Source organism: Pseudomonas sp. BN606 (genome assembly GCF_029873115.1).
Lineage (GTDB): Bacteria > Pseudomonadota > Gammaproteobacteria > Pseudomonadales > Pseudomonadaceae > Metapseudomonas.
In genome coordinates, this window is the sequence record NZ_SSOF01000087.1 from 25,913 (window position 1) to 41,089 (window position 15,177).

A 15,177-nucleotide genomic window follows, 5' to 3' on the forward strand; every position below is an offset into this window, starting at 1 on the left:
AGGAACCGGTCGGGATACTGCTGGAGTCGTGTCTCGGGCGAAGTCCGGCTGACGTGCCCCGACCGGCCCCCTTCAGACGCGTTCGAAGATGACGGCGATGCCTTGGCCGCCGCCAATACACATGGTGGCCAAGGCGTAGCGGCCCTTGATCCGCTGCAGCTCGTGGATGGCCTTGGTGGCGATGATCGCACCGGAGGCACCGATCGGATGTCCCAGGGAGATACCGGAACCATTGGGGTTCACCTTCTCCGGGTCGAATCCAAGCTCGCGCGCCACCGCGCAGGCCTGGGCGGCGAAGGCTTCGTTGGACTCGATCACGTCGAGGTCGGCCACGGTCAGGCCCGCGCGTTGCAGGACCAGGCGAGTCGCCGGAATCGGCCCCAGGCCCATGACGGTTGGCTCGACGCCAGCGTGGGCATAGGCCACCACCCGAGCCATGGGGTGCAGGCCCTGGTCCTTCACCGCATCGCCAGTGGCCAGCAGCAAAGCGCTGGCGCCGTCGTTGAGACCGGAGGCATTGCCTGCGGTAACGGTGCCACCTTCGGTGAAGGCCGGCTTCATCTTCGCCAGTTGCTCCAGGGTCACCTCAGATCGCACGTGCTCGTCGATCTCGAACTGGGTTACACCCTTGCGGGTCTGGATTTCCACGGGGACGATCTGGCTATCGAAACGTCCTTCGGCGATGGCGCGGGCTGCCCGCTGCTGGCTCTGCAAGGCTAGGGCATCCTGGTCTTCTCGTGTGATGCCGTGCAGCTTGGCGACGTTCTCGGCGGTGATACCCATGTGGATGCCGTGTAGCGGGTCCTGCAGGGCGCCGAGCATGAAGTCGAGCATCTTGCTATCGCCCATGCGAGCGCCCCAGCGTGCGCTCGGCACGAGGTAGGGGGCCAGGCTCATGGATTCGGCACCACCGGCAATGGCGATGCGCGCGTCACCCAGCAGCAGGCCCTGGGCGGCGCTGACGATGGCTTGCAGGCCCGAACCGCACAGGCGATTGACGCCAAAGGCCGGGGTTTCCTTGGGAATTCCGGCCTGCAGTGCGGCGACCCGGCTGATGTAGGCGTCCTTGGGTGTGCTAGGGATCACGTTGCCGAACACGACATGTTCCACCTGCTGCGGATCGCAGTTGGCGCGCGCGAGGGCAGTTCGGGTGACTAGTGTGGCAAGTTGCGCGGGCGGGGTATCCTTGAGGGTGCCGCCATAGGTACCGATGGCGGTACGCACCGCGCTGACAACGAAAACTTCAGGTCTGTTCATCTGAGACGCTCCTGGATTGATGGCCGGAAGTCTAGGGGGCAGTGGCCTGCCCACCTATGCCGGAATTGCGCGCACTCGGATGTCGAATTTGGACATATCAGCTGATGGGCAAGGACTATGACGGGCAACGCTGAAGAGCACATCGTCCGGACGAATGACTCTGTGGCCGCCTATTTCGTGAAGGCCGCCGTGCACCGACTGGCGCAGGCACCTACGCGCGTGGAGGCGATTCTGCGCGAAGCGGGTATCGAGCCTTCCTGGCTCGATGAACCCTTGCGCCGGGTACCGGCGGAATCGGTGACACGGCTGTGGCTGCTGCTCACCGAGGAGCTGGGAGATGAATTCTTCGCTTTCGATTCGGGTGGGATGCCTCGTGGTACGTTCGCGATCATCTGCCGCAGTGTGCTCCACGAGCCGGACCTGGGGCGCGCGCTGCGCCAGTGCCTGTCCGGCTTCAACTTGTTCCTGCGCGACATCCGCGCGCATCTGGAACTGCGCGGCAATCGCACCGCGATCGTCCTGGAAACCCGTATCGACGATCCCGCTATCCGTGGAGTCGCCGAGGAGATCTACCTCAGCATGGTAATTGGCGTGGCCTGCTGGCTTGTGGGACGCCGGCTCAATTTCGACCGTACTCAGTTTGGCCATCCTCCGCCTCCGCACGGCGCTGAACCCTTGCTCTGGGGACCCTGGATCGAGTTCGAGGCCAGGCGTACCGAGGTGGAGTTCGGTTCAGCCCAGCTGTCGCTGCCGGTGATCCGCAACTTCGCCAGTCTCAAGCAGTTCCTCCGTCACGCGCCAGAGGGTGTGGTGGTGCGATTCCGCAATCGATCAGGGCTTTCGGCCGACGTTTATCGCCGCCTCAAGACGTCCCCTGAGCTGGAATGGCCGTCCCAGACGCAGATGGCAAGCCAGGTTTCGATGAGCGAATCCGCCTTCCGCCGACAGCTGGAGCGCGAGGGTTTTTCCTATCAGGCGATCAAGCACGAAGTGCGTAAGGCATTGGCCTTCGATTACCTCAACGATGAGACCTTGAGCATCTCCGAGATCGCGATTCGTTGCGGATTCCAGGAGCCCAGCGCGTTTCATCGAGCCTTCCGCCAGTGGACCGGCATGAGTCCTGGTAGCTACCGGGCCACGCAAGCCGTTGGTAGGCGCTGAGCGCAGCCTGGCTAGTGCTGCCTTGTCGCGCGCCGTGAATCGTTCGACGTAACTCACCCTCTCGACCGCGTCCGCCCCCCCCCGCTGTCTGACCCACTCCCATGCCGAGATCTGAATCTGCAGTGGGCCATGCTGTCGGGCAGGTTTCATTTGCGCTGCGCCATCCCCCATATCGCCAATCCACTGAACGGAAACGGCGCAAATCAATTCATTTCCTGCTGCCGGTTGCGATTGTGCCCGCCCGTTCAATTTTCGCCGGAGCGGCTGAAGAGCCGCGATTGTTCGTCCCGGGGCGTTGCCTTGTCTGGGTCGTAACAAGTGTTTTGCATAACAACTGTTGCGTAAAAATAAAGACAGGATTACAGTTCTGCAAAACAACAAGAGACCCCCCTGGAGGTCGCGCATGAAAAGCTTCAAGACAGGTTCCCGTCCCAACGACGGCTTCGCCGTCTGCAGAGGTTTTCCCGGCGAAAAGAGCATTGCTTCGTTCGCCATTCAATCCAACTGCCCGGGCGTGCAGTGCCTGATGATTTGTTTGCCGGTGTCGGCGGAGGTGGTCTGATGATTACGCTCAAGCCCAACCTCACCCTTCCTGCGGCCGGACTGTCCGGTTTCGAAACTCCTCTCTCCGAGGAAGAAGCAGCCATACAGGCCTCTGTGCACCGTTTCGCCAAGGACGTGCTGCGTCCTTTGGGTCGCGAGCTGGACCGGATGACCGCCGAAGAAGTGGCTGCGCCGGGCTCTCCCTACTACTCGGTGTTCAGCGAATTCGCCAAGCTGGGGCTGGACCCCGCACTGCTAGCGGAGCTGCCGCCGGAGATGGCAGTGCGGATCGAATCCATGATCGGCGAAGAGCTGGGGTGGGGCGATGCTGGCCTGGCGGTCTCCCTTGGGTGTGCTGGCTTCCCCCTGCAGATGGCCGTCGCTGCCGGCAACGCCGAACTGATCGAGTTGTGTCAGGGGCGGATCGGTTGCTGGATGGCCACCCAGCCGGATCGCGGCAGCGACAACCAGTTGCTCGATATCAAGCGCGATTGGCCCGTAGGTACGCCGGCCAACATCGGGAACCTGACCGCCAAGGTCGTTGGCGACGAGATCATCATCAATGGCCAGAGCTCGGCCTGGGTCTCCAACGGTGCTGTCGCGCAGGTGGCATTCGGTCTGATGTGCGCCGACTACGGTGACGGTTTCTACGGTGAGGATGGATTGCCCAATGGCATCGCTGTGATCGTTCCGCTGGATATCAAGGGGGTTTCCAAGGGCAAGCCCCTGGAGAAGATCGGACAACGTTCCTTGCCTCAGGGGGAAATATACTTCGATGACGTACGTGTCCCGCGCCGCTTCGCCATTGCCGAGCGGGACGGTTACTACGGCGCCGTGAGCTCCTCCTGGTCCTATGCCGGTACCCATATGAGCCAGGTCTTCACCGGTGTGGCTCGGGCGGCCTTCGAACTGGCGTTGCAGTACTGCCACGAGCGCCGCCAGGGTGGTCGGATGCTGATCGATCACCAGATGACCCGCCTGCGCCTGGGCGAAATGCTCCGCCGCGTGGAAATCGCCCGTGCGGTTGCCCGCCGCTCACTGAGCTTTGCACGCCTCTCGCCACAGACCCATCCCTATGCCACAGCCTCGGCCAAGGTCACCGTGACCGAAGAAGCGTTGGCGGTGGTGGAGGAGGCATTCCGCCTGTTCGGCGGCAATGGCACCACGCTCGAGTACCCCATCGAGAAGCTGCTACGCGACACCCAGTCCGCCCTGATCGAAGACGGCGAGAACCGCATCCTGACCATGCGCCTGGGGTTGCTTGCGCAGCAGCTCTACGCCGAAGGCTGGGCCCAAAACTGATTCGATCATCCGATTCAATCCATCCAAGAACAAAAGCGAGGAACACCCCAATGGCCAAATATCCTGTCGTTGTCTATGGCGCGAGCGGTTACACCGGCATGCTCACCATGGACTGGCTTATTGACCAGAAGATCCCCTTCACTGCCGTGGCCCGTAACGCCAAGCGTGCCCAGGAGATGATGGCGCAACGCGTCGTCGGCCTGGAGTCGGCCACCTACGAAATCGTCGAGTGCCCTCACGAGGTCGAGGCCCTGACTGCCGTCTTCAAGGGTGCAAAAGTTGTGTGCAACACCGTCGGCCCGTTCGTCAACTTCGGTCTGACCACCGCCGAGGCTGCCCTGAAAGCTGGCTGCCACTACCTGGACCCGGCCGGTGAGCAGGAGCATATCCGTGCCCTGCGCGATCAGTTCGGCGAGCTGTACCGCCAGGCCGGCCTGCTGCTGTCGCCCTCGCTGGCCTACATGTACACCTTCGCCGAGATCGCCGCTGAGCTGGCCCTGGAAACCCCCGGTGTCGACTCCCTGGAAACCGCGACCCTGACCCGCGGCCCGCGCGTGGGCGCTGCCGGCGTGACCGTTGGCTCCACCGCCACCATTTTCGAAGGCTTCCGTCACCCGGGTGGTTACCTGTGGGAGAAGGAACTGATTCCGTACGCGCCCAACACCAGCTTCAACGTGGTCTGCCCCAGCCTGCTCGAGTCCGTGTTCTGCTTGCCGTGGGGCGGTACCTCGCTGCCGATCTATTTCCAGAATGACGGCCGCGTGCGCAGCTGCATGTCCTGTGTCGGCTTCTACGACAACCCGGTGATGAGGACCGTCCATGCCCTGGGGCAGAAGTGGGAGGCCGAGTACAAGCATCTGCCGAAGGAGCAGCAGGACGCGGTGATCCAGAACCTGGTGGATTCCACCACCCCGAGCATGCCGCCGCGCGAGCGCAGCACCCTGCAGCGCACCGTGGACTTCGCCATCGGTCGCGGTCAGCTGTCGGCGGTGCGTGCCACCGTGCACGGCATCACCCCCTATATCGCCACCGGTGCGCTGCACGCGGCGGCTGCGGTCAAGCTGCTGGACAACGACGTTGCCAAAGTGGGCTTCGCGTCCTCCTCCAAGGCCTTCGGCCACCGTTACATGCTCGGCTTCCTCGAGCAACGCGGCCTGGCTCGCGCAACCATCACCCAGCTGTGAAGTGACGACGATGGCAATCATTGATTTCTTCGACCGTGGCTGGCGGATCAATCCGCAGGGGCCTGCCTATATCCAGGACGGCACGGTCACGACCTTTACCGAAGCGGGGGACATGTCCTGCCGCATCGCCAACGCACTGCTGGCCAGTGGATTCGCGTCCGGGGTGAAGGGCGCAGTCTGGGCAGCTAACGATGTAACCGCCTGGCTCTGTGCCCTGGGTCTGTGGCGCGCCAACCTGTGCTGGATTCCGGTGGGCGCGCGCAACGCGCCCGAGGAGAACCGCTACGTACTGGACGCGTTCGACTGCGAGATCCTGTTCTTCCAGCGCGAATTTGCCGAGACCATTGCTACCCTGCGGCCGCAGCTGCCGAAGATCAGTCAGTGGGTCTGCATAGATGGTGAAGTGGAGGGGGCCGAATCGCTGGAGCAATTCATCGCGCAACAGCCGGCCACAGATCCACGTGTCTCCGTCGATCCGGACGATGTGATCTGGCTCGGGCCCACGGGTGGCACCACGGGCTTGCCCAAGGGCGTCATGAACACCCATCGCAGCGTGCAGACTAGCTTTGCGCACTTCATGATTAACACGCCGTATCCCGCCAATATCCGGCCGGTGAACCTGGCGGCAGCGCCGATGACCCACACCGCCGGCATGCTGTCGATGCCCTGCACGGCCAGGGGCGGCGCGGTTGTGGTCATCACCAAGCCGGAACCACAACTGTTGCTGGCGGCGATCCCACAATACCGGGTGACGGAGTTCTTCTTGCCGCCAACGGTCATCTACCGGCTGCTGGATATTCCCGACCTGAACAAGAAGGTCGACTTCTCGTCGCTTCGCTACTTCCTCTATGGCGCTGCACCGATGTCGGTGGAGAAGTTGCGCAAGGCGATCGAAGTCTTCGGCCCGGTCATGATGGAAGGCTATGGGCAGACGGAGGCGCCGGGCGCGATTGCGCACCTGACGCCGGGCGAGCACTTCGTGAATGGTGAAGTGGCCAGCGATGAGCGGTTGTCTTCTGTTGGAAAGCCCAACCCCCTGGTCCGCGTGGAGATCATGAACGACGGCAACGAGATTCTCACCCAGGGTGAAACGGGTGAGATCTGTGTGCGCGGCGACCTGATCATGAAGGGCTACTACAAGGATCCGCAGAAAACGGCGGAGACTCTCATCGATGGCTGGCTGCATACCGGCGATATCGGCCACATTGATGCCGACGGCTACTTGCACATCACCGACCGCAAGAAGGACATGATCATCTCGGGCGGGTTCAACGTGTACCCGAGCGAGGTTGAGCAGGTGCTCTGGAGCCATCCTGCCGTACGCGACTGCGCGGTTATCGGCGTGCCCGACGAGACGTGGGGTGAGGCGGTCAAGGCCGTCATCGAGCTGAACGAGGGACAGACCGTCGACGCCGACGCACTGATTGCGTTGTGCAAGGAAAAGCTGGGTTCGGTGAAGGCGCCCAAATCGGTGGACGTCATTGAGGCGCTGCCACGCAGCCCGGTGGGCAAGGTGCTGAAGAAAGACCTGCGTGCCCGTTATTGGCAAGGCGCCAACCGGCAGATCTGAAGTCGAGGAGTCTTCTGATGGAACCCATTTACATTGCCGGTATTGCCATGACCGAGTTCGGTCGTCATCCGGATCGCAGCCTCCAGGACTTGGCCCTGGAGGCGCTCAACGGCGCCTTGGCGGATTCCGGCGCGCAGCGCTCCGACATTGGTGCCGTCTTCTATGCCGGTATTACCAACGGTGCGTTGCAGGGCCAGCTGTCCATCCCGGGGCAGGTGATCATGAGCAAGATCGGCATCGAAGGGGTGCCGGCCTACAACGTCGAGAACGCTTGCGCTTCAGGCAGCACCGCCGTTCACCTGGCAGTGCAGAGCCTGCGCGCAGGCGCTACCGATGTGGCGCTGGCCCTGGGCTGCGAGAAGATGGTGGTGGCCGACAAGGCGAAGTCCTTCGCCCTGTTCGAAGCAGGGTGGGACGTCGCCCGCGCCGAGGAGAACTTCGCCATCCTGTCGAAGATGGGCGACGGCGTCGTGCCGCCGCCCGGCTCGGAGTCCGACCGTCCGTACAGCCGCTTCATGTCCATTTACGCCGGCTTCTGCCGTTGGCACATGAAGACCTACGGCACCACCCAGAGGCAGATCGCGGCGGTGTGCGCGAAGAACCACAACCACTCGGTGCACAACCCGTACTCCCAGTTCCGCAAGCCCTTCACCATCGAGGAAGTGCTAGCGGCGCCGCCGATCACCTACCCGATCACCCTGCCGATGTGCGCACCCATGACCGACGGCGCCGCCGCCGCGATCATCTGCACCGAGGCCGGTCTGAAGCGGATCGGAGCCGACCCCCGGCGCTGCGTGAAGATCGCCGCCAGCGTGATCCGCAGCTTTACCCTGCGGAGCATCGACGAGCCGGAGAAGCACGTCAGCCACCTAGCCGCGCTGCAGGCCTATGAGATCGCCGGCCTGGGGCCGCAGGACATGCATGTCGCCGAGGTTCACGATGCGTCCGCCATGGGGGAGATCATTCAGGCGGAGAACCTCGGACTGGCGCCCCTGGGGCTGGGCGGGGTCTGTGCCGAGCGCGGTGATTTCACCGTGGGTGGCCGAGTCCCGATCAATCCCTCTGGCGGGCTGGAATCCAAAGGGCACCCGCTTGGCGCAACCGGCATTGGCCAACTCTACGAACTGACCACTCAGTTGCGTGGCGAGGCGGGTGCCCGGCAGGTCGAGGGCGCGCGCCATGCAATCCAGGAAAATGGCGGTGGCCTTATCGGGGTCGAAGAAGGCGCCGTCGCAGTTCACATCCTGAGCCGATAGGAGAACGTGTCATGTCAGCACCCCGTCGAGACGCGGAAAACAAGACCAGCTGTGGAGTCGCGCATTTTCGTCGGCTCGGTGGGTGGGTGGAAAGGCCGGCTGACATGCAGCCAGAGCTGGAGGGTGATGTCAGCGCCGATGTGATCGTGGTCGGCGCTGGCTTTGCTGGACTGTCTACTGCATTGGAGCTGACTGCACTCGGTGCGAAGGTAATCGTCCTCGAGCAAGAATTTGCCGGCTTCGGCGCGAGTGGGCGCAATGCGGGCTATCTCGGTGGCAGCCTGGGGATCGAATTCGAATTCTTCGTCAACCGCGTCGGCATTGAGCAGGCGCGGAAGATCGTCAGCTTCTATGACGAGGGGGTCACCTACGTAGAACGCAGGCTCGACGAGCTCGGCATCGACTGCGACTACAACCGATCAGGAAATATTCGCGTCGGCGTTCATCCCTCTCAGGAAAAGAAAATGCGCAAGGCCATGGCGCTTGGTCTGGAGCTCGGCTCCACGACACAGTTCCTGGACAATGCCGACATGCGCGCGCGCGGTATCCCCCCAGCATTCCTGTTCGGTTATGCCCAGCAGCATGGCGGCACCCTGGACCCCGGCAAGTACGTGATGGGGCTGCGGCGCGCGGCGCTCCGGGCCGGAGTGAAGCTCTACGAGAACACGCCGCTGCTGTCCTACAGCGAAGGTCCGACCATCAGGTGTGCGACCAGGCGGGGCACCGCGAGCGCGTCCTATGTTGTGTTAGCCACAAACGCCTACACCCCACAGCTCGGCCTTCTAAGGGACAAGGTGGTACCGCTACGGGTCTCGGCGATCGAGACGGAACCCCTGTCGGCAGCGCAACTGACCTCGCTGGGCTGGTCGGGCAGGGAAGGCTTGATCACCTCGCACTGGACGATGGAGAGCCATCGTCTGACCGCTCGCAACACGCTGGTCATCACAACGAAACGGCTCGGTTATGCGTATGGCTCGCAAACCCCAAATGTGCCGGATGAAGTCGCTTATCGAGAATTGGCGGTGGCGCTGAACGATCGCTTCCCAACCTTGCGCGGCCTCGGCATCCAGTCGAGTTGGAGCGGGTACGTCAGCATGGCTTATGACGCGCTTCCGGTTGTTGGTGAGACGGGCGCCCAGAAGAACGTCATTTATACCGCCGGGTGTTCCGGGCACGGCGTCGCCACCCAATCGTTGATGGGCTACCTGCTCGCCGAGCGAATTGGCGGTGTCGAGCATCCTCTGCTGGCCGCGTTGCGCCACAAGACGCCCTCGACCCTCCCTGAGCCCTTGCAGTGGTGCGCCGTCAAGCTGGCGCTGGGGGCGGCGAACCTGATGGACAACTGGGTGAATCGTAAGGTGCAGGGCGGCGCCGCTAACTGACCGAGAACCGGAACTGACGTCGCGGGAATCTCCGCACAGTTCCGAACACAACATTTCTGCTTGCGCGGAGCGATGATGAATAACAACTCAAAAGAGGCAGTGCGCGTCACCGCCTGGACCGCGATTCTGGGCGGCATCTTTGCCTACCTGAATGTCGGCTTCATGCTGATGGTCACCCAGGGTGATATGACCGTTTCACTGGACGGTGCGGCGATGCTGGCGTTCCCGGCAGAGATTCGAGAGTTTTTCCGGCTGTCCATGCTCGCCGACATTCTCGGTTTCTATCTGCCGGTGCTGGTGATCGGCGGCTACCTCTGGAGCGTCTTTCGTGAAGAGGCGGGCACCCTTGGGGATATCGCTGTGCTCGCCATCGCCCTCTACGTGGCCCTGGGTGTCATCGGCGCAGCCCTGCAACTTTCCGTGCTTAACCCGCTGGCCGACGCTCATGCGGCGGGTGGTGAAGCAGCCAAGGCAGCGGAAGTTGTCTGGACCAGCATCGCTGTCGGCAGCCAGAAAGGGCTGTGGTGGTGCGAGGGCCCGGTTGTGCTGTTCTGGGGACTGGTGGTCGGTGGCCATCTCAAGCGCGCGGGCTGGGGCCGGTCGGTGCTGCTGCCCCTCAGCTTCGTCGGCTGGTGCTTTGGCCTCTTCTTCCTGGCCGGGTTCTTCCCGCAACTCACCGGACTTTCGGCGGCCCTACTGGTCTTGGTCGTCCTGATCTTCCCGATGTGGATGATCCTGTTCGGCACGCAGTTGCTGCGCCGATCGACCTTCATACTCGCCACAGGGTGAACCCCAGGGCCAGGCCCCGAGGTTCGTTGAATTCCAATAAGCACATCGATCGCCGGGGCGCCCCGGTGAATCTCGCGGCATGCCATCGCCGGCCATTTTGGCTGTTCGCTGCCGTCTTTCCCATGCCGTAACAAGAACGACGACTTCAATAAAAAATACGTGAGGCTACGAGTATGGCGAACAAGCCCAACTCAAATTCTTCTCTCGATCTCAAGCGACGGCAGTTGCTGAAGCTGGCGGGTGCCACTGCAGCGATTGGTGGGTTCGGTCTGACCACAGGGCTGGCGCATGCCAGCGAGACGTCAGGTGACGCGATGGTGTCGACCGGGCAGGACGACGTGCTGGATGTCGTCATTATCGGTGCGGGGCTGGCCGGTCTGACCGCCGCCCGTGACCTGCAATTGGCCGGCAACCAGTCGTTCCTGGTTCTGGAAGCGAGGGATCGAGTAGGGGGGCGTACCTTCAATTACGAGGTGAATGGTTACGTCTCGGAAGTTGGTGGTCAGTGGATCGGGCCTGGTCAGACCGCCGTCGAAGACCTCGCGCGTCAGCTGGAGGTTGGCACCTTCCCGACGTTCTACGAAGGACGCACGGTCGTCATCGGCGGTGACGGTCGGCTGGAGGTCGATTTTCAAGGAACCTTCGGCACCGACATGACCGTGGCTGGCAAGCTGAGCGAGATGTCTCGCGAAGTCCCCTCGGGGGCCCCCTGGAAATCCCCCAGGGCTGCTGAGCTGGACAAGCTCTCGGTCGGAGACTGGTTGGCCCAGCAAAACATCAAGCCGGAGGATCGGTCCGGCTGGGATGCCAGCATGACGCTGACTGGTGGCGTCACCCCGGCCAAAATGGGGCTGCTGCATTTCCTGTCCATGATCAATTCGGCCGGTTGCGACTACGAAAAACTCGACTCGATCAAGGACAGCGCGCAAGGCACGCGTTTCGTTGGCGGCTCGCAGATCCTCAGCATCAAGATGGCCGAGCAATTGGGCGATAAGCTGCGTTTGCAGTGCCCGGTGCGGAAGATTTCCGACTGGGATCGCGAGGTCGTGACCCTGCACACCGACCAGGGGGCGATTCGCGCGCGTAAGGTCATCGTGGCCATCCATCCGGCCCTGTGCAACCGGGTGCAGTTCGAGCCGGCCCTGCCGGCGGCGCGTGCAGCACTGCAACGTGCCTGGCCCGCGCATTCGCCGGCACGCAAGATGGCCATGGTGTATTCCCGGCCGTTCTGGCGGGACAAGGGCTTGAACGGGCACATCATGATGATGGATGGCCCCATTATTTGGGCCTGGGACAACTCGCCGCCCAATGGCGAGATCGGCATCATCAATGCCTTCCTCTCCAACGCCAATCTGCCCTCGGATCATGAAACGGCCAAGCGCACGCTGACGGAAATCTTCGCCGACGTTTGGGGCGACGAAGCGCTGCAGCCCGTGGCGTACCACGACCAGGACTGGGGGCGTGATGACCCCTGGACGCTCACCTGCGTATCCGCCATCCCGCCGGGCTTCTGGACCACCCATGGCGAGGCGCTGCGGCCACCCTGCGGCAACCTGATCTGGTCCGGTACCGAGACCGCTGATATCTGGGCCGGCTACATGGATGGCGCCGTGCGTTCGGGCCACCAGAGTGCCCTGCAGGCGCTCAACGCGCTGCGTCGGGCATAGGAGGCGAAGATGAAGAAATTGATAGCGGTGGCTGTAGTCGTGGTCCTTGCCGGGCTGCTGGCTTTTTACGGTCGGGATGCCCTTGATCTCTATCGTCTGATGGACCACATCAGCACTTCCACAGAGGCCAAGGAAGCCGACGGCGGCCCATGGCCACGACTGAGCGATGCCTGTGTAGGTTGTCATGGTGTTCAAGGCAAGTCGCAGCATCAGGGGTATCCCAGCCTGGCTGGTCAACCTGCTACATACCTGGCCAACCAACTGCGTAACTTCGCCAGTGGCGCGCGGGCCAATCCGAACATGGGGCCGCTGGCTATGACCCTGAGCGAGGCCGACGTCCAGCAGTTGGCGGCGTACTTCGCCAAGCAGTCGGCTGCGCAAAACAGCTCCTTCAAGGCTGATCCCGTGCTGCGGGAGAAGGGGCAGAGGCTGGCGTTGAACGGAGGCTGCGCGGCGTGTCACGGCGAAGGGCTGATGGGGCGCGACCAGTTCCCGCGGTTGGCCGGACAGGGGCATGACTACCTGCTGGCCCAACTGAATGCCTTTGCGGAAGGGAGGCGCAAGGATTCGACGGGCGCGATGACAGCCATCGTCTCGACCTTGTCCGCGGATGATCGTCAGGCACTTTCCCACTATCTCGCAGCGCTCGTCCCTGTGGCGAAGTGAACGATCGGTAGAGTATTTGATAGAGGTTATTGCTATGGAAATTAAGGAAGTTCTTGCGCTGCTTTCTAGCGTTTTCTTGATCACTTGCGGTGTGGTTTACGGCCTCAAGTATGTGCGCATTCGGAAGAACTATCTGCTCGGATTTGAGTGGCTGATCGTGGCCTTCTCTGCTTCGAATCTACTGCTATTCCTTGTGACGGGTTTCAAGGTTGGCTACAGCATCTCTTTCTTCCTCGATGCCTTTTCCCGCGCTTTCGGTGTCCCGATTGTGGCCACGCTTGGCCTGATGGCGGTCACCCATAACTACAGGCCTTCGGTTACCAAGGACATCATGATTTTCGGGGTCACCTTCGCCGCCACTTTCGTGCTGGTACTGGCCGACTTCGTTAAAGGGCTGCTGCCGTATTTCTACCTGATCATGTGGGCCTGCTACACCCTCTATCTCTGCTATTTCACTTGGCGTCTGCTGCGCGCCGGCGAGTTCATGCATGCACTGCTCAATGCCTTGACTACGGCGGCTGCTTTGGCCGTGGCGGTCGTCTATGACTTCCTCCCAATCCCGGGAGACGAGGACAAGATGGAGTTCATGATCTACGCCCTGACCGTTTGGGGTTGCCAGATAATCCAGCAGTACTACGCCTACGGCGCGCTGGAGCGGGCGAAGAACAATTCGTTTCAATCGTTTGTCCACGCCAGGTAATTGACCTGGAGTCTGACTGTAGTGAGCCACCATTGTCTGGCGGCTCACTACACAGCACCAACTTGTCCCCGTAAGAAACGCTCCACTTCATGCTGGCGATACCTTTGTACGGCAACGATAGCGTTGTTGTCAGAGCCTGGGTTTTAACGATCGCCCCATCGGAAGCAGGCAGCCCTTTTTCATCAGTTCAATGGATTGAGCGGAGTGCTGATTCCTACATGCCTCCCCGGAAGTACGTGATTGACGTGCGAGGGGGGCGTGCAGGTATTCAGAAACTCCAGCGCTTACTCACGAAGCACAACAACAAGAGGTAGCGAAAGCATGGGAAAGATGGTCTTTTCAAATTGTTCGCTGGCGCTGAGCCTTGGCCTGATCGGTCAGTTCGCCCTGGGGGCGGTCAGTGTCGAGCAGGCCGCCCAGTTGGGCGCGTCGCTCACGCCTCTGGGAGCCGAAAAGGCGGGTAATGCCGCGGGTACCATTCCCCCTTGGGACGGGGGACTGTCCAGCGGTGCCGGCAACCGAGATGCCGCGGGATTTCTCAGCAACCCCTTCGCCACAGAGCAGCCGCTGTTCACTATCACCGTGCAGAACATGGCGCAGTACCAGGACCACCTGACGCCTGGGCAAATGGCGATGCTCAAACGCTATCCAGGCACCTACCAATTACCGGTCTACCGTAGCCACCGCTCCGCCAATGCGCCTGACTTTGTCTATCAGGCGGCCAGGGAGAATGCGACAAGAACCAGAATGGTGGACGGCGGCAACGGTCTGGAGAACTTCTCCACCGCGATGCCCTTTCCCATCCCGCAGGATGGCCTGGAAGTAGTGTGGAACCACATCACCCGCTACCGTGGCGGCAGCGCCAAGCGCAGCCATGTGCAGGCCACTCCGCTGGCCGATGGCAGTTTTGTGCCGGTGCACTTCAAAGATCAGTTCACCTTCCGTGATCGCGTTGCCGACTTTGATCCGGCGAACCCAGGAAACGTGCTGTTCTATTACAAGCAGTTGGTGACTGCTCCGTCGCGTCTGGCTGGTGATGTGCTGCTGGTGCACGAGACCCTCAACCAGGTCAAGGAGCCGCGCCTGGCGTGGCTTTATAGCGCCGGGCAGCGACGCGTACGCCGTGCGCCGCAGGTCTCCTATGACGGTCCCTATCCGGCTGCTGACGGCCAGCGTGTCGCCGACAACCAGGACATGTTCAACGGCGCACCGGATCGCTATGAGTGGAAACTGGTCGGCAAGCGCGAAATCTACATCCCCTACAACAGCTACCGGCTCGACGGGGCGGACCTCAAGTACAGCGACATCATCAAGCCCGGGCATATCAATCCCGAGCTGACCCGCTACGAACTGCATCGCGTCTGGCAGGTCGAGGCGACCCTCAAACCAGGCGAGCGGCATATCTATGCCAAGCGGGTCTTCTTCGTCGACGAGGACAGCTGGCAGATTGCGTTGGCCGATCATTACGACGCGCGTGGCGCCCTCTGGCGCGTCGCCGAAGGCCACCTCTCACCGATGTACGACCTGCAGATCCCCTGGCTCGGCACCGAGGCGCTGTATGACCTGATCAACGGCCGATACATCGCGTCCGGCATGCACAACGAGGAGAAAAAGGCGCTGCAGTTCGGCTTCACCTCCAGCGCCGCCGAGTACACCGCCGCCGCACTGCGAAGCTCAGGCATTCGCTGACGACTACTCCA

General features: G+C 62.1%; 13 protein-coding genes. 12 read left to right on the plus strand and 1 reads right to left on the minus strand.

All coding sequences use genetic code 11. The features are described 5' to 3' along the window. Positions 1-72 precede the first annotated feature (72 nt). Positions 73-1,257 carry an acetyl-CoA C-acyltransferase family protein gene (locus tag E8E75_RS28060; RefSeq protein ID WP_280360004.1) on the minus strand — a complete coding sequence of 395 codons (1,185 nt, stop codon included), beginning with the start codon at positions 1,255-1,257 and terminating at the stop codon, positions 73-75. Between the two features lie 117 nt (positions 1,258-1,374). Between E8E75_RS28060 and E8E75_RS28065 the strand changes: the two genes are divergently transcribed. From E8E75_RS28065 to E8E75_RS28120, 12 genes are all read left to right on the plus strand, one after another. Further along, on the plus strand, positions 1,375-2,418 hold the full coding sequence (locus E8E75_RS28065) for an AraC family transcriptional regulator (RefSeq protein ID WP_179058753.1): 1,044 nt from the start codon (positions 1,375-1,377) through the stop codon (positions 2,416-2,418). Between the two features lie 403 nt (positions 2,419-2,821). Continuing rightward, positions 2,822-2,980 (plus strand): hypothetical protein, encoded by a 159-nt coding sequence (locus tag E8E75_RS28070; RefSeq protein WP_179058752.1) that lies wholly within the window; start codon positions 2,822-2,824, stop codon positions 2,978-2,980. Further along, on the plus strand, positions 2,980-4,263 hold the full coding sequence (locus E8E75_RS28075) for an acyl-CoA dehydrogenase family protein (protein ID WP_179058751.1): 1,284 nt from the start codon (positions 2,980-2,982) through the stop codon (positions 4,261-4,263). The genes E8E75_RS28070 and E8E75_RS28075 overlap by 1 nt, the downstream gene beginning before the upstream one ends. Before the next feature lie 50 nt (positions 4,264-4,313). Then, a complete protein-coding gene (locus E8E75_RS28080) occupies positions 4,314-5,447 on the plus strand; it encodes a DUF5938 domain-containing protein (protein WP_280353337.1) in 1,134 nt (377 codons plus the stop codon). A 10-nt stretch (positions 5,448-5,457) separates the two neighbouring features. Further along, a complete protein-coding gene (locus E8E75_RS28085; RefSeq protein WP_280353335.1) occupies positions 5,458-7,017 on the plus strand; it encodes an AMP-binding protein in 1,560 nt (519 codons plus the stop codon). A 17-nt stretch (positions 7,018-7,034) separates the two neighbouring features. After that, positions 7,035-8,273: a thiolase family protein gene (locus E8E75_RS28090; protein ID WP_179058748.1), complete on the plus strand. Its 1,239-nt coding sequence runs from the start codon at positions 7,035-7,037 to the stop codon at positions 8,271-8,273. 11 nt (positions 8,274-8,284) lie between these two features. Further along, the gene (locus E8E75_RS28095; RefSeq protein WP_280360005.1) at positions 8,285-9,655 is read left to right on the plus strand and encodes an FAD-dependent oxidoreductase; all 1,371 of its coding nucleotides are present in this window, start codon (positions 8,285-8,287) and stop codon (positions 9,653-9,655) included. A gap of 75 nt (positions 9,656-9,730) precedes the next feature. Continuing rightward, positions 9,731-10,444, plus strand: coding sequence for a hypothetical protein (locus E8E75_RS28100; RefSeq protein WP_179058907.1), 714 nt, complete (start codon positions 9,731-9,733; stop codon positions 10,442-10,444). A 173-nt stretch (positions 10,445-10,617) separates the two neighbouring features. Beyond that, complete coding sequence (locus E8E75_RS28105; RefSeq protein WP_280360006.1) at positions 10,618-12,111, plus strand: FAD-dependent oxidoreductase; 1,494 nt, start codon at positions 10,618-10,620, stop codon at positions 12,109-12,111. A 9-nt stretch (positions 12,112-12,120) separates the two neighbouring features. Continuing rightward, a complete protein-coding gene (locus tag E8E75_RS28110; protein WP_179058745.1) occupies positions 12,121-12,777 on the plus strand; it encodes a c-type cytochrome in 657 nt (218 codons plus the stop codon). Between the two features lie 34 nt (positions 12,778-12,811). Then, positions 12,812-13,477 (plus strand): hypothetical protein, encoded by a 666-nt coding sequence (locus E8E75_RS28115; RefSeq protein WP_179058744.1) that lies wholly within the window; start codon positions 12,812-12,814, stop codon positions 13,475-13,477. 330 nt (positions 13,478-13,807) lie between these two features. Next, on the plus strand, positions 13,808-15,166 hold the full coding sequence (locus E8E75_RS28120) for a DUF1329 domain-containing protein (protein ID WP_280360060.1): 1,359 nt from the start codon (positions 13,808-13,810) through the stop codon (positions 15,164-15,166). Positions 15,167-15,177: the final 11 nt, after the last annotated feature.

What these genes read in the sequence shown, in the direction of transcription:
- E8E75_RS28060 (WP_280360004.1), bottom strand. Translation starts at nt 1,257, where the DNA reads ATGAACAGACCTGAAGTTTTCGTTGTCAGCGCGGTGCGTACCGCCATC.
- E8E75_RS28065 (WP_179058753.1), top strand. Translation starts at nt 1,375, where the DNA reads ATGACGGGCAACGCTGAAGAGCACATCGTCCGGACGAATGACTCTGTG.
- E8E75_RS28070 (WP_179058752.1), top strand. Translation starts at nt 2,822, where the DNA reads ATGAAAAGCTTCAAGACAGGTTCCCGTCCCAACGACGGCTTCGCCGTC.
- E8E75_RS28075 (WP_179058751.1), top strand. Translation starts at nt 2,980, where the DNA reads ATGATTACGCTCAAGCCCAACCTCACCCTTCCTGCGGCCGGACTGTCC.
- E8E75_RS28080 (WP_280353337.1), top strand. Translation starts at nt 4,314, where the DNA reads ATGGCCAAATATCCTGTCGTTGTCTATGGCGCGAGCGGTTACACCGGC.
- E8E75_RS28085 (WP_280353335.1), top strand. Translation starts at nt 5,458, where the DNA reads ATGGCAATCATTGATTTCTTCGACCGTGGCTGGCGGATCAATCCGCAG.
- E8E75_RS28090 (WP_179058748.1), top strand. Translation starts at nt 7,035, where the DNA reads ATGGAACCCATTTACATTGCCGGTATTGCCATGACCGAGTTCGGTCGT.
- E8E75_RS28095 (WP_280360005.1), top strand. Translation starts at nt 8,285, where the DNA reads ATGTCAGCACCCCGTCGAGACGCGGAAAACAAGACCAGCTGTGGAGTC.
- E8E75_RS28100 (WP_179058907.1), top strand. Translation starts at nt 9,731, where the DNA reads ATGAATAACAACTCAAAAGAGGCAGTGCGCGTCACCGCCTGGACCGCG.
- E8E75_RS28105 (WP_280360006.1), top strand. Translation starts at nt 10,618, where the DNA reads ATGGCGAACAAGCCCAACTCAAATTCTTCTCTCGATCTCAAGCGACGG.
- E8E75_RS28110 (WP_179058745.1), top strand. Translation starts at nt 12,121, where the DNA reads ATGAAGAAATTGATAGCGGTGGCTGTAGTCGTGGTCCTTGCCGGGCTG.
- E8E75_RS28115 (WP_179058744.1), top strand. Translation starts at nt 12,812, where the DNA reads ATGGAAATTAAGGAAGTTCTTGCGCTGCTTTCTAGCGTTTTCTTGATC.
- E8E75_RS28120 (WP_280360060.1), top strand. Translation starts at nt 13,808, where the DNA reads ATGGTCTTTTCAAATTGTTCGCTGGCGCTGAGCCTTGGCCTGATCGGT.